The organism is Snuella sedimenti (assembly GCF_016428595.1).
Classification (GTDB): Bacteria; Bacteroidota; Bacteroidia; order Flavobacteriales; family Flavobacteriaceae; genus Snuella; species Snuella sedimenti.
Genome location: NZ_JAELVQ010000005.1, coordinates 136,827 through 152,292, shown reverse-complemented (window position 1 = coordinate 152,292; position 15,466 = coordinate 136,827). Strand labels below are relative to the sequence as shown.

Sequence of the window (15,466 nt, the reverse complement as noted above, 5' to 3'; positions counted from 1 at the left end):
TCGTAAAATTGACTCGAATCGACAGAATTTTATAAGAATGCACAACGGATTATTGAAAACACATAGATTATTGATAATAAGCAAAATAAAGTTATAGTGTAGTGATTTGATTTGGCTCAAATATTCTATAAAAGTATCACATCCATATTGTAATGAATGTTAGTACGGACTGAAAAGTCTTTATCAACAACTATAAAATTAACCTTTTATCCTTTTCGTCCATAGGTAAAAAGTTGATATCCAAATAACCTCCACTGGCGTTGTCATCAGCAACTATTTGAGGTTTTCCTTTTATTATTTCAATAGAATTTCGATGGATATGTCCTGAAAATATACCTAAAAGGTTTGGCGCGTTAAAAACGCTCTTATGGAAGTTAAGTGTTGTTTTGGTATGCCCGCTTTCAGGCCATTTGGGGCGTTTTTCCAATTCAAAATTTTGATCTGTGCCTGCTCCCCAATTTGGGTTTCCACAACCAAAATAAACATTTTTACCAGGGGCATACATTGGAATATGGACCAGTAAAACCAAAGGCAAGCCACTAGCTACATGCTTGATAAAAAAGGCTAATTGTTCCTCATTAATTTGGTAGGTGGAATTATCGATAGCCAAAAACCGGATGCCTTTAATATCATAAGCAGCCATTAATGGGTGGTTGCCTTGATATAAGGGCAGTAATCGCTTTTCAATCCACGTATTACGCAAGGATTCCAATGAACCTTCCATGCCTTCATAATGCCAATCATGATTTCCAGCGGTATAAATATATGGAATACCTGTTTTTTTTAACTTTGATAGCACCCATTCTATTGCTGCCTCAGATGGAAAACTAAAAATATCGCCAATCAATGTAATCACATCTGCATTTACTTCTTTTGCAAATGCGAGCGTTTGTTCAAAGGCTTCTTCTGGATTCGTTTTTATTCCTGTTTTAAAATGGGTCGTCTGGTTATATGCTTTTGCCATTCTATGACTATACTCCTGATAAGGTATTCCCCTTTCGTCATCTTTAAACAAGTGCGTATCCGCTATATGAACGACCTTTATTGGCTCATTAATTACCTCGGCATAGAAGAACACTTTTTCTTGGTCCGTGGTTGTACATAACTTAATAGGGCTTTTAGTTTTCTTGTCGGTTGTATTAGCAAAAGAACGCGTTGTAAGTCCTAATCCAACTAAGCCTGTGGTAACTTCTTTAAAAAATGATCGGCGTTTCATAATGTACTGTTTAAAGATTCCTTATTGTTGAATAGCAAAACCTATAATACCTATATAGTTATAAAAGTAAAAGAATTATTGGCGTTCTCCCATATTAAGAGCAGATTTTTCCACTTTTAGAGACTGTTTAAAATATGTTAGGAATCTTCCATATAGCTCCTTTATTAATCACAAACATAAAACAAACGCCCTCAAAAGGGTGCGATTCTATCTTATTTTTATAAACGATAACTAGTACTGTACTTGATGTTTTAATAATATGATCTATTCAGATTGATTTAACTCAAACCATTCCCCTTAATTCTTTATCTATAAAATAATTTTTCTATAAATGGTTTTTCTGCTTGTAAAGTTCTTTCTCTAATATGCAGACTTAATTGAAACACCTATTTTATGAAAACTATTTGTTGTATCACTTATGAAGTTGGCAACTGTCCTTAACAAAAAGATATCTACCAGCTGTATTACCTCTTAGTGCATCTTAACCTATTCGGTACCTCCTATTACAATTCCACTGTAAACAACCTACGATATATATTTTAAATACGCTTGTTAAAAATACTGTTAATAAGCCCCCATCCTTTCGTGAAAAAAGCAAGCTTAAATGCGTAAAAAAGTGTATTTTTGCACTTTGTTAAACACAACACAAATCGCACATAATGATTCATTTCTTTGGAAACGTAACCGGTAAGGTATTTGCCGTTCAAACAACAAAAGAATTATCAACCGAAAGTATTTCCAAACTTAACTGGTTATTTGGAAATCAACCAAAAATAGAGCAAGCATCCCTAGATGCTTTTTTTGTTGGCCCTAGAGCAGCAATGATTACGCCTTGGAGCACCAATGCTGTTGAAATTACACAAAACATGGGTATTTCGGGCATTATTAGAATAGAAGAATTCCAAGCTATTTCGGAAGATTTCAAAGATTTCGATCCAATGATTTCCGAAAAATTCAAAGGTTTAAATCAAGACACCTTTACTATAAACATTCAACCAGAAGCCATCCTCAATATCGAAGATATTGCAGCTTACAATAAACAGGAAGGTTTAGCTTTAAGTGATGAAGAAGTCGCATATTTGGAAGGCGTCTCCAAAAAAATAGGACGTCCCCTAACCGATTCTGAAGTCTTTGGTTTTTCACAGGTAAACTCAGAACATTGCCGACACAAGATTTTCAACGGTACCTTTGTAATTGATGGCGAGGAGAAACCAACCTCTTTATTCAAACTTATTAAAGAAACATCGAAACAACATCCTAACGATATTGTTTCGGCATATAAAGATAACGTGGCCTTTATAAAAGGTCCTAAAGTGGAGCAGTTTGCACCAAAACGTGCCGATATTCCCGATTATTATACCACACAAGATTTCGACTCTGTCATTTCCTTAAAAGCTGAAACGCACAATTTCCCTACCACTGTAGAGCCATTTAATGGTGCAGCAACAGGATCGGGTGGAGAAATTAGGGATCGATTAGCTGGAGGAAAAGGTTCCATACCATTAGCAGGAACCGCAGTTTATATGACCTCCTATTCGCGATTAGAAGAAAACAGACCTTGGGAACATGGTGTAAAAGAACGTAAATGGTTGTACCAAACGCCAATGGACATCTTGATTAAAGCCTCTAATGGAGCTTCCGACTTTGGTAACAAATTTGGTCAGCCCCTTATTTGTGGTTCCGTATTGACTTTTGAACATGAAGAGGATGCCCGCAAATTAGGATTTGATAAAGTAATTATGCAAGCTGGTGGTATTGGATATGGTAAAAGTGAGCAAGCATTAAAAGCAACGCCTCAAAAAGGTGATAAAATAGTCATTCTTGGTGGAGAGAACTACCGTATTGGTATGGGGGGTGCTGCCGTATCTTCTGCCGATACAGGTGAGTTTGCTTCAGGCATCGAGCTAAATGCAGTACAACGTTCTAACCCAGAGATGCAAAAACGTGCTGCTAATGCTGTTCGCGGCATGGTTGAAAGTGATGAAAACTATATTGTATCCATTCATGATCACGGTGCTGGTGGCCACTTAAATTGCTTGTCTGAACTCGTTGAAGACACTGGTGGTAAAATTGATTTAGATGCGTTACCCGTAGGAGATCCTACTTTATCTGATAAAGAAATAATTGGTAACGAATCACAAGAACGTATGGGATTAGTGATTACAGAAAAGCATATTGATACATTGCAACGTATTGCAGAGCGAGAACGTTCTCCCATGTACACCGTTGGTGATGTTACTGGTGATGATCGCTTTACATTTGAATCTAAAAGCAATGGTCATAAACCAATGGATTTAGCTTTAGAAGACATGTTTGGAAGTTCTCCTAAAACCATCATGACCGACAAAACCATTAACAGAAATTACAGTAATGTAAATTATACTACTGATAAATTTCATGATTATCTAAATCAGGTGCTACAATTAGAAGCTGTTGCCTGTAAAGATTGGTTAACTAATAAAGTAGACCGTTGTGTTGGTGGTAAAGTAGCCAAACAACAGTGTGCAGGACCTTTACAGTTACCTTTAAACAACGTAGGTGTTATGGCCTTGGACTATAAAGGTAAGGAAGGTATTGCTACTTCTATTGGCCACTCTCCTATTTCAGGATTGATTGATCCCGTAGCAGGAAGCCGAAATAGTATTGCCGAAGCGTTAACTAATATTATTTGGGCACCGTTAAAAGAGGGTTTAAAAAACGTGTCTTTATCTGCCAACTGGATGTGGCCATGTAAAAATGAAGGTGAAGATGCTCGCTTGTACGAAGCTGTTGAGGCTGTTTCAAAATTTGCTATCGATTTAGGTATTAATGTACCAACCGGAAAAGATTCTCTTTCTATGAAGCAAAAATACCCTAACGAAGAGGTTATTGCTCCCGGAACTGTTATTATTTCGGCTGCCGCTAATTGTACTGACATCTCTAAAGTTGTTGAACCAGTATTTAAGAAAAATAAAGGTAGTGTATACTATATTAACATCTCTCAGGACAACTTTAAATTAGGAGGAAGCTCGTTTGCTCAGATCCTTAACAAATTAGGAAATGAAGCCCCTACAGTTAAAGATGCCGCTTATGTAAAAACGGTGTTTAACACGATCCAAAATTTAATACAAAGGGATAAGATTGTTGCTGGTCACGATGTGGCTTCAGGTGGTTTGATCACCACTTTGTTGGAAATGTGTTTTGCAGACAATAACCTTGGTGCAGAACTAGATCTCTCTGGTTTAAACGAACAAGATACCGTTAAGTTATTGTTTTCTGAAAACGCAGGTATTGTTATTCAAGCAAAGGACGACTCCTTAAGTGACACCCTTTCTGCTGCAAATATAGACTTCTACCGTATTGGAAATGTTATTGACGGCAATACATTACACATAACAAATCATTCTGAAACGTTGGCGCTTAACGTTTCCCAACTACGAGACACCTGGTATAAAACTTCGTTCCTGCTAGATCAAAAGCAAACGGCTAACAATCTGGCTGAAGATCGCTATAAAAACTATAAAGTTCAACCTTTAAACTACACCTTTCCAAAACAATTTACTGGCAAATTGCCTGTAATTGATGCTAATAAACCACGTCCTAAAGCCGCCATCCTAAGAGAAAAAGGCAGTAATAGTGAGCGTGAAATGGCAAACGCCATGTATTTGGCCGGATTTGATGTGAAAGATGTACACATGACCGATTTAATCTCTGGTCGTGAAACGCTTGAAGATATTCAGTTTTTAGGTGCCGTTGGAGGTTTTAGCAACTCAGACGTACTAGGTTCGGCAAAAGGTTGGGCCGGTGCCATAAAATATAATGAAAAGGCAAATAAAGCCATTCAGGACTTCTTTAATAGAGAAGACACCTTATCCGTTGGAATATGCAATGGTTGTCAGTTATTCATGGAATTAGAAGAAATCAATCCAGATCATAACGTTCACGGCAAAATGCTCCACAACGACTCCCATAAGCACGAAAGTAGTTTTACCTCTGTAAAAATTCAGGAAAACAACTCGGTTATGCTTTCCAATCTTTCAGGAAGTACCTTGGGTGTCTGGATTAGTCATGGGGAGGGTAAATTTAATTTACCTCACAGTGAAGATCAATACAATATTGTTGCAAAGTATGGTTATGAAGGCTACCCGCACAACCCAAATGGCTCCGATTATAATACAGCCATGCTATGTGATAAAACGGGGAGACATTTAGTAACCATGCCACATATAGAGCGCTCTATGTTCCAATGGAACTGGGCTTATTACCCTGATAACAGAAACGATGAAGCAACACCTTGGCTCGAAGCCTTTGTAAATGCAAGAAAGTGGATTGAAAAACACCAATAGTTTTGCCAAAATTAATCGTCTCCAATTTAATTAAAGACCATCCTTTATTTTTAAGCATTGTAAAGGTAAACTATAAATTGGACGACACTTCGACAATTGCTTCGACTGGCTATAATTACTTGGTCTTTATACTGTCTGGTAATTTTAAAATTAAAGATGAGAAAGGAGAGCGTTATTTATCAAAATACTTTTTAAATTCATCTTCAAATTATTACGAACTATCTGCCAGGAAAGGAGATACTTTCCTGGCCATTCGTCTTTCTCCTGACAAATTTCATAGAATCACGGGAAACGATCTGTCAAAATCCGACCCTCGTTACAATTTAGAACATATCATTCCAGAAGAAACATGCACACAACTCCAATCGGAACTACAAAATTGCAATGATGTTGATGATCATATCAAGATACTAGACAAGTATTTAAGCACATACTACAGTGAATGGCTCAAACCAACGGCTATTTCGACAATACTTGAGCATATTTTAAAAAATAACGGGATGTTAAGTGTTACCGATATAATTGAAAACTTTCATATTTCGCATTCAACACTAAACAGGCATTTCAAAAAAGTAACAGGAGTAACTACTAATAAGTTCTTAAGGCTTATTAGGGTTAACTACATTATCAGGCAAATCGAACAAAACAAAACGACTGACCTCTTACCAATTATAGAAAACTATAAGTATTACGATTACTCACATTTTTCTAAGAACATTAAAGAATTTACGGGACAAACGCCTAAGCAATTCTTTCGTAACAAGCACTCAAATTTAAGAGAAATACTTTATAAGAAAATTAACTTCTAATGTCAACTTTTTTATTTTGACGATTTTTTACATGCAAATAAACTAAAAGAGGGTTAAATTTGATATAGAGATAATTTTAATGGGAGAAACATTAGAATGCTATTAATCAATTTAGAAAAAGAGGTGTAAGTCACACCTCTTTTTTGTACGCTCTATTATCCTTGTTTCGCTTTCAAATAGCGTTCTAAATTAACCTGATCCAGGGAATCACTATCCTTATATTTAAGGCGTAATTCTTCTAACTTTTTGTGCATATTTACGCGAATATTCGAGTAATCCGGATCATCGTAAACATTATGCATTTCTGAAGGATCTTTTTCCAGATCATATAATTCCCAAGTATCTATGTCGTAATAAAAATGAATCAGCTTATATCGGTCTGTTCTAACGCCATAATGCCTTTTAACGTGATGTTCTCCCGGAAATTCATAGTAACCGTAGTATATGGCATCTCTCCATTCCTTTTGATTGCCGTTAACTAATCCCCGGAACGATTCTCCCTGAATATCTGATGCAATATCTACTCCTGCATAATCTAAAAAGGTCGGTGCGAAATCCAAATTCTGAACCAATTCGTCAATAACTGTACCTGCCTTGATCTCTTTAGGGTACTTCATTAACAATGGTGTTCTAAACGACTCTTCGTACATAAAACGTTTATCAAACCAACCATGCTCACCTAAATAAAACCCTTGATCGGATGTATAAACGATTATAGTATTTTCTGCTAATCCGTTAGCTTCCAAATAATCGAGTACCTCACCTACACCATCATCAACCGATTGAATGGTACTTAAATAATCTTGCATATAACGGTTGTACTTCCACAAAGCCAGTGCTTCGCCTTCTAGCTTTTCCCCTTTAAAATTGGAAATAATCGGATCATAATGAGCATCCCAAGCTAATTTCTGAATGGAATCCATACGATTATACTGTCCTTGAAAAGCGTTTCGGTATTTGGTTTTTATTTCACCTTCCTTATCTAGCATTTTCAAATCGTACACTAGATCCATATGTTCGTATATCCCCATTTCGTGTTTTGCAGCCGCTTCTCTCCCCTTATAGTCATCAAAGAAATTAGCTGGAGGCGTAAAATCCTTATCCTTAAAAAGACTAAAATACTTGGCTTCGGGCATCCAGGTTCTGTGTGGCGCCTTTTGATGGTACAATAATAAAAATGGTTTGTCCTTTTCGCGCTTGTTATTGAGCCAATCTAAGGCAATATCGGTTGTAACAGAGGTCACATAACCCTGGTATTGTTTTTTAACCCCATTTTCAATAAAGTCAGGGTTGTAATATTGACCTTGTCCCGGTAACACATTAGAATAATGAAATCCTTGAGGCAAACCGTCCAAATGAATCTTTCCAACCATAGCCGTTTGATACCCTGATTTTTGAAGCGACTTCGCAAAATTTTCTTGATCCCAATCGAATTCCTGAATGTTATCTACTTTTCCGTTAATATGGCTATGCTTGCCTGTTAGCATGACCGCTCTACTTGGGGCACAAATAGAATTCGTTACAAAACCTCTATTAAAAATAGCTCCTTCCGTTGCTATTCTATCAATATTAGGGGTATTGTTGAGTCCGTGTCCGTAAGCACTTATCGCTTGGTAAGCATGGTCGTCGCTCATAATGAATACAATATTTGGCCGCACATGTTCTTCTGCTTTTTCCTGCTTATCTTCCTTCTGTTTACAACCTACCGACACCAATCCCATCAAGTAAACCAACAATATTATACATAAATTAGATTTCGCTTTAGCAATCAATTTTTCAATACTTTTAAAAGGCACTCGTTCCATGGACGCAACTTAATTTTATATTAAACAGTTAAGCCTGCAATATATCCATTTAATTCAATAATGACTATGCATTATTTTGCCTAAACTTGAAGTTTATCGTTATTTTTTAATGGCAAAACACAATAACTGTATTTATCTAAATATGCTATTCGTAAGCTTATCATTGCTATTAGTCTAAAAACAAAAAGAAGCTAACATTAAATTTTTAAATTGCAGTGATAGTACTTTATAAGTTTTTAAAACACTAAATCCTATAAAATGAATTGTTTTTCTAATACGTTAAAAAGCATTTTTAATATTCTTATTTTCATATTAAGTTTCCAATTTTATTCGCAAAACAATACTAAACCCAATGTTATTGTCATCTACACGGATGATCAGGGGGCTATTGATTTGGGAAGTTATGGTGCCGAGGATATTTACACTCCTAATCTGGACAAATTAGCCAAAATGGGAACGCGTTTTACCCAAGCTTATGTAGCTGCTCCTGTATGTGCGCCTTCCAGAGCAGCTTTATTAACGGGTAAGTACCCTCAAAACGCTGGGTTAACAGGAAATACATCGGCAACACCTGGTTCTCATGGCTTGCCAGAAGAACAATATACATTGGCCGAATTATTTAAAGACAATGGTTACAAAACGGGTCATATAGGCAAATGGCATTTGGGTATGAGCGAAGCATCTAGTCCAAATGCGCAAGGTTTTGATTATTCTTTTGGTCACCTACGTGGTTGCATTGATAATTATTCTCATTTCTTTTACTGGGAAGGTCCTAACATTCATGACCTCCACGAAAATGGCAAAGAAGTGTTTTATGACGGTCAGTACTTTCCAGACTTGGCATCAAACAAAGCTTTGGATTTTGTTGAAAAGAACAAAAAAAATCCCTTCTTTATGTATTATGCTATTAATATGCCCCATTACCCTTACCAACCAACGCAAAAGTGGCGTGATTACTATAAGGACGTAGAAAAACCACGTGGCGATTATGGAGCATTTATTTCAACTATTGATGAGCGTATTGGGTTCTTAATTGATAAACTAAATTCCCTGAAACTTTTAGAGAACACAATTATTGTATATCAATCAGATAATGGGTATTCTACCGAAATAAGAGCTTTTGGTGGTGGCGGAAATTCTGGTCCTTACCGAGGCGCTAAAAGTAGTCTGTTTGAAGGAGGTATTAGACTTCCAACTATCATTAGCTGGAAAGACCATCTTCCAGAGAATATTGTAAACGATCAATTTCTTGTAAATATCGACTGGATGCCAACCTTAGCTAAACTATGTAATTTAAGTGTTACACCAACTAATTTGGATGGCATCGATATGTCCAAAATGCTTCAAAACCCAAGCATGGCATCTCCCAGAAATACTGCCTTTTGGAAGTATGGAAACCAGTGGGTGGTTAGAAAAGGGAAATGGAAACTTATTGGTTACCCCAAAGACACCTCGCACAAAGGCATCCTAAACATGGAAAATGATGCTTTGTTTTTATCCAACTTAGAGGATAATGTCTCTGAAATGGTAAACCTAGCAAAAAAGCACCCAGATATTGTAAAAGAATTGATAGACCTATACCTCTCTTGGGAGCACGGTTCTAAGAATGATATTCCACAAAAAATGAAAACGGTTTCTCATCTAGGTAGCAATGCCAGTATAACTGCATTAACTCCTTTACATAACAAATATAAAAACCTCAATGTATTACTTGATGGTAAAAGGGGCTATAACGATTATGCCTCTGGACAATGGATAGGACAAGAAGGTACAAACTTAGAACTTATTATTGATTTAAAGGCTACAAAGCAGCTTTCTAAAATAAGTACTGGTTATATGCATGAACCCGGTAATTGGATATTTAGTCCCAAAGCGATTGAAATAAGTTTTTCTAATGACGGTAATACATTTGGATCTCCCCAAAAAGGCATATTACCTACCAATAGTAATAATAAAAATAAGTTTATTGATTTATTTATAATGAAAGTCGATCAAAAAAGTAGATATCTAAAAATTAATGTTCAAGGTATTGGCACCTGTCCAAAAGGACATCCAGGTGATGGCTTTCCTGCTTGGTTTTTTATAGATGAAATTATTATAGAATAAATCTGTTGAGCAAAAAATGAACACAATCTCTTATTGCTGTTTCTCAAATATTTAAGGAACGATTTTTGATGCTTAAATATGAAAAGGGATGTTCCTTAATTGTTAGTACTTAAAATATTTTTAGTTTATTGAAATTTCAATAGTGGGTATACGTCTAACAATAAATGTACTCCTAACATAAAAACGTATGAAATGCCCATTAACAATAAGTTGCAAACCCAACCAATATGATAATTTGGGCATCGCATCTGACCTCTAAAACAACAAAATTTAAACAGATGAAAACTTTAGTTTATTTAGTATTGGCAATAGGTATTCTTATAGGTTGCAACACTTCTAAAACAATGGCAGCAAAAGAAGACCAAGTCGCAAAACAGGAGGCTGTTAGCGATACGGTACGCATTGCAAATGACAAATTAGAATACGAAATTATTATTATAGAACCTGGATTTAATTTCTGGTTGGCCAGTAGGGCAAAGCCTGAAGGTTACTACTCTCAACAGTTTATGGAAAACCGAAACATGTTTTACGTGAACGAGTGGAACAGAAGGGTTTTAAATCCAATGCGTTATAATCCCAACTTGTACGAAATGCAAATAGATTACCAAAACCATATCGACTATGGATATGACGTAAACTACAAACTGTACAACTATTTTATATATTTCCAATTAACCTATAAACAGCGATTAGCTGGTTTTATTCCTAGGATTTAAATCTCTTTTAGCTATTTTTGCATTTTAAATTATTTCTGTGAAAAAATTAAAAGAACGCTGGGAGATACATAAAAACTGGCAATTACTCTTTCCTGTAATTGGACTTATAGCCTTAATTTATTCTGCATATAAGCTTTCCAGTAGTTTTATTGCCCCCACTTATAACACTTATATTTATATTTTAACAGCAATTTTATTTTTTGCGCTACTAAAGCTGGTGCTTACCATTTTTAATAGATTAGAAAAGAAATGGCAAGTAACGTATCGGTGGGAACTCATTACTATATTTTTGGTTTTTGCTTTTACCGGGTCGTCTTCTGTTTTTGTAAGCCGTCCCATCATAAAATTAGCTGGTATTACCAAAGATAATTTACCACTAGCCCTTTATTGGATCCTATACATCTTTATTGGATTTGTTTTTTACCAAGTTACATTGGTACTAATGGGCTGGTTATTTGGACAATTTAAGTTCTTTTGGAACTTTGAGAAAAAAATGCTTCGCCGTTTAGGGTTTAAACGTTTTATTAATTAGTGAAAGTATTAAGAACACATATTGTTTTTAAAACCCTTACCTTCCTATTGGCAGCAGCTTTGTTGTTTCCTGCTGCAATAAAGTTTGCTCATATTTTTTCACATCACGAGCATGAGGTTTGCCTAGGTGAATCTACCACGCACTTGCACAAGCTAGATGTTGATTGTGCTTTTTACAAGTTTAAATTAAGTAACACCTATACCTTTTCTTTATTTAGTGTTGAGCTATTTTCAGTTGAAGAGCCTACATCAAAAATAGAATCGTATTATACTTTTTTAAGTGAATACCAATCTAGTCATACATCCCTTAGAGGCCCACCCTCCAAACTAATTTTATAGATCGTTTGCTGAAAAACTATTCAGCATCCCCTTAAATCAATTATAAACAGATATTATAGGAATTCAATGTATGAAATCCTGTAGTATCCAATACTCTTACATAAACATTAATATGAAATCAATATTAAATATACTGCTATGTTTAAGCATAGCTGGTATACAAGCTCAAAATACCCTAAAAGGAAATGTAGTCGAAACCACTACAAAAAAAGGTTTAGCCTTCGTAAATGTTTACATCCCAGATTTAGAAAAAGGGACTTACACAGATGAAGATGGTTCTTTTAACTTAGACCGCCTGCCTTCAGGAAACTATACTTTAATTGTTTCAGCCTTAGGATACGAAACCTTATCATTAAAAGCAACAATACCCACAAACACTTCCCTTACCATATCTTTAATGCCTTCTGCTATAGAAATTGAAGGTATCATTATCTCTACACCATTTCATAAATTACAAAGTGAAAATGTTATGAAAGTGGAGCAAGAAAGCGTAAGGGATCTAAAATCCAATGGTGCCATAACGCTTGCTGAGGGCATTAGTAATATTGCAGGTGTAGAAAGTATTTCTACTGGTTTAAGCATTGGCAAGCCTGTAATTAGAGGGCTTAGTTCTAACAGAGTTTTGGTATACACACAGGGCATTCGACTGGAAAACCAACAATTTGGGGGTGAACACGGATTGGGAGTTAACGATGCAGGTATAGAAAGTGTAGAGGTTATTAAAGGCCCTGCATCATTACTCTACGGCAGTGATGCCCTTGGTGGGGTCTTATACCTAAATCCTGAGCGTTTTGCCCAACAAAACACCAGTTCAGCTGACATTAATGCTAACTATACCAGCAATACAAAGGGCTATTCTACCAATGTAGGCTATAAGCAATCAAATGATCGTTTTAAGTTTCTATTTAGAGGAAGTCTTACCGAACATTCCGATTACAAAACAAAATCATACCGCGTTACCAATACACGATTTAGAGAACAGGACTTTAAGGCTGGATTAGGATATCAATCTCAAGGAGTTAAAACAGAGTTTCGGTATAATGTTAATAATTTAAAGCCGGGCATCCCAGAAAATATAGGGGAACAATCTACTAGAAAATCGCCCTTACTACCCTTCCAAGAAGTCACAAATCATGTATTTAGTTCAAAAACAAAACTGTTCTTCGATACTTCAAGTCTAAATATTAACTTGGGTTATGTTTATAATGATCGTAAAGAATTTGAAGAACATCACCATGACGAACACGAAGAGCATGATGAAGATCATGGACATGAAGAAGAACATGATGAAGAGCATGAAGAAGAACTCCATGATGATGACATTCTGGAGGCTGCTTTACACATGAAACTAAAAACCATAAATTACGATGTTAAATATAACTTACCAAAATTAGGTAAGTTTGAAACCATTTTAGGGGTTCAAGGCATGAATCAGGTAAACACAAATTATGGTGAAGAAACCCTAATTCCCAATGCCTTAACTAATGACTTTGGTATTTTGGGAACGTCTCATATTCATTTTGAAAATTTAGATGTGCAATTGGGTGCTCGCTTCGATCATCGTAACATAGAAATTAACAATTCTCTTAATAGAAACTTTAACAGCTTCAATGGTGCTATAGGATTTAAAACAGATATAGTAAAAAATGTTACCGGTAGGGTTAATCTAGCCAGTGGTTTTAGAGCCCCTAACCTATCTGAACTAGCTTCGGACGGCACACATGAAGGTGCCAATCGTTATGAAATTGGCAATAGCAATTTAAAGAACGAACAAAATTTTCAAACGGATGTTTCATTGGAATATAAAAGCCAACATCTCGAATTTTTTGTTAACGGATTTTACAACGCTGTAAATAATTATATATTTCTAGCGCCTAGTGGAACAGAAATAGACAATACACCCGTTTATACATACTCCCAAGAAGACGCGAAACTTTATGGTGGGGAGTTTGGATTTCATTTACATCCCCATCCTCTAGACTGGCTACACGTTGAAACAAGTTTTGAAACGGTTACTGGCAAGCAAACCAATGGTTTATTTCTACCGTTAATCCCTGCAAATAGTTTAAACAATATGGTTAAAGTTGAACTTAATAATGAATGGTTAGACAAAGGCTATCTTTTTGTTAATCTTAAATCTGTCTTTAAACAAAATAAAGTCAGCAATTTTGAAGATGCGACCCCAAGTTATAACCTACTAAGTGCTGGTTTGGGAGGCACCTTTATGTGTTTAAAACGTGAATTAACCATTACATTGGCAGGAAATAACCTTACCAATAAAACCTATATAAGCCATTTGTCGCGCTTAAAAGCTAATGGTATTTTTAATATGGGAAGAAATATTAACTTAGGAGTTTCTTATAATTTATAAAGTCCGATTAACCTTAATTGATTGGTTACGTATAGTTATTTTATACCATACGTAACCTCTCATTTTAAGGATAAAACCTAAGCCCTTATTCTAGTACTTTTAGAGCTGAATACATGTACATATAACCACATTAATGTAAAGGTTGGAACAACATCCACACCTGGCATAAGCTCTTCAACAAAAGAAACAACTGCCGCTATTTTTCCAGCTCTACCTTTATAAAGCTTAGTCATTAACCAAGCTGATACTGGAGCCCAAACCACATCCGAAAACTCCCCAAATCCGGGAATTAAAAACGAGATATACCCTATTGCATCCAGAAATAGGCAAAGCACTAATTTTTTGTATCTATTCATAGCATAGTTAATTGTTAATAATCATTGCATGTTGTATGTAACAATCTATTTGCCTATCAACTTTAAAAACTCGTTTCTTGTTTCAATTTTTTCAAATTGCCCCCTAAATCCCGAGGTGGTGGTTACCGAATTTTGTTTTTGTACACCGCGCATCATCATACACATATGGTATGCCTCGATTACAACGGCAACACCTTGAGGTTTTAAGGTATCGTTTATACAATCTAACACATCCTCAGTGAGGCGTTCCTGAACTTGTAATCGTCTTGCAAAAATATCAACTACCCTAGGCAATTTGCTTAATCCAACAATATTTCCGTTAGGGATGTAAGCAATATGTGCTTTACCAAAAAATGGGAGCATATGGTGCTCACAAAGCGAATACAGTTCAATATCCTTTACAATAACCATTTCATTATAAGACTCCTTAAACATAGCGCTTTTAAGCACCTCAACAGGATCCTGATGATATCCCTGGGTTAAAAACAGCATGGCTTTAGCTGCACGCTCAGGTGTTTTTAGCAATCCATCCCTGCTTGTATCTTCTCCTAATTCTTCAATAATGCTCTTATACCTATTTTTAACATCATCTGTAACCTGAATGTTGTATTCTTCTAATTTTTTATATGGCATTTAATTCTATTTTATAGTTATAAAAATAATCATTAGTGTCCGATAAAGTTTTTTAAAAGCGGGATTTCCATAGTTGGATTTCCCGCTTTGCTTTATATCTTGTTTTACCACAAAACCAGATATGAATAAAAGTACAAACTTTAGCGGATTTCAAACATGAAAATAAGTATAGACCAAAACACCATTTTGTTCTATATTTCGTTTCGCCCTTTAGGTTGATACCTTTAGGGCGAAAATTTTTTGAAATAGCCTGTGATTA

At 35.6% G+C, this 15,466-nt stretch carries 12 protein-coding genes; 8 read left to right on the top strand and 4 right to left on the bottom strand.

The genetic code is table 11. The features are described from left to right. Positions 1-190: 190 nt before the first annotated feature. Positions 191-1,216, bottom strand: coding sequence for a metallophosphoesterase family protein (locus tag JF259_RS05980; RefSeq protein ID WP_199114395.1), 1,026 nt, complete (start codon positions 1,214-1,216; stop codon positions 191-193). A 450-nt stretch (positions 1,217-1,666) separates the two neighbouring features. Between JF259_RS05980 and JF259_RS17795 the strand changes: the two genes are divergently transcribed. The 3 genes from JF259_RS17795 (at position 1,667) to JF259_RS05965 (ending at position 6,350) form a co-directional block, all read left to right on the top strand. Further along, positions 1,667-1,759, top strand: coding sequence for a hypothetical protein (locus JF259_RS17795; RefSeq protein ID WP_199114446.1), 93 nt, complete (start codon positions 1,667-1,669; stop codon positions 1,757-1,759). Between the two features lie 116 nt (positions 1,760-1,875). Further along, positions 1,876-5,541, top strand: coding sequence for a phosphoribosylformylglycinamidine synthase (gene purL, locus JF259_RS05970; protein ID WP_199114394.1), 3,666 nt, complete (start codon positions 1,876-1,878; stop codon positions 5,539-5,541). 2 nt (positions 5,542-5,543) lie between these two features. Continuing rightward, positions 5,544-6,350, top strand: coding sequence for a helix-turn-helix domain-containing protein (locus tag JF259_RS05965; RefSeq protein WP_199114393.1), 807 nt, complete (start codon positions 5,544-5,546; stop codon positions 6,348-6,350). 155 nt (positions 6,351-6,505) lie between these two features. Here JF259_RS05965 and JF259_RS05960 read toward each other — a convergent pair whose 3' ends face one another. Further along, a complete protein-coding gene (locus tag JF259_RS05960; RefSeq protein ID WP_233164133.1) occupies positions 6,506-8,155 on the bottom strand; it encodes a sulfatase family protein in 1,650 nt (549 codons plus the stop codon). Positions 8,156-8,413: 258 nt separating this feature from the next. On the opposite strand from JF259_RS05960, the gene JF259_RS05955 reads away from it, so the two are divergent. From JF259_RS05955 to JF259_RS05935, 5 genes are all read left to right on the top strand, one after another. Beyond that, entirely contained in the window at positions 8,414-10,261 is a 1,848-nt protein-coding gene (locus tag JF259_RS05955; RefSeq protein ID WP_199114392.1) for a sulfatase family protein, read from the top strand. 278 nt (positions 10,262-10,539) lie between these two features. Then, a complete protein-coding gene (locus tag JF259_RS05950; RefSeq protein WP_199114391.1) occupies positions 10,540-10,977 on the top strand; it encodes a DUF6146 family protein in 438 nt (145 codons plus the stop codon). Between the two features lie 37 nt (positions 10,978-11,014). Then, positions 11,015-11,509 (top strand): DUF6787 family protein, encoded by a 495-nt coding sequence (locus JF259_RS05945; protein WP_199114390.1) that lies wholly within the window; start codon positions 11,015-11,017, stop codon positions 11,507-11,509. Further along, positions 11,509-11,847 (top strand): hypothetical protein, encoded by a 339-nt coding sequence (locus tag JF259_RS05940; RefSeq protein WP_317192066.1) that lies wholly within the window; start codon positions 11,509-11,511, stop codon positions 11,845-11,847. The genes JF259_RS05945 and JF259_RS05940 overlap by 1 nt, the downstream gene beginning before the upstream one ends. Before the next feature lie 112 nt (positions 11,848-11,959). Continuing rightward, positions 11,960-14,218, top strand: a complete 2,259-nt coding sequence (locus JF259_RS05935) for a TonB-dependent receptor (RefSeq protein ID WP_199114389.1) — start codon at positions 11,960-11,962, stop codon at positions 14,216-14,218. Between the two features lie 77 nt (positions 14,219-14,295). Here the strand turns inward: JF259_RS05935 and JF259_RS05930 are convergent, their stop codons facing one another. Together JF259_RS05930 and folE are read right to left on the bottom strand one after the other, a co-directional pair. Then, complete coding sequence (locus JF259_RS05930) at positions 14,296-14,574, bottom strand: hypothetical protein (protein ID WP_199114388.1); 279 nt, start codon at positions 14,572-14,574, stop codon at positions 14,296-14,298. 45 nt (positions 14,575-14,619) lie between these two features. Continuing rightward, positions 14,620-15,207 (bottom strand): GTP cyclohydrolase I FolE, encoded by a 588-nt coding sequence (gene folE / locus JF259_RS05925; RefSeq protein WP_199114387.1) that lies wholly within the window; start codon positions 15,205-15,207, stop codon positions 14,620-14,622. Positions 15,208-15,466: the final 259 nt, after the last annotated feature.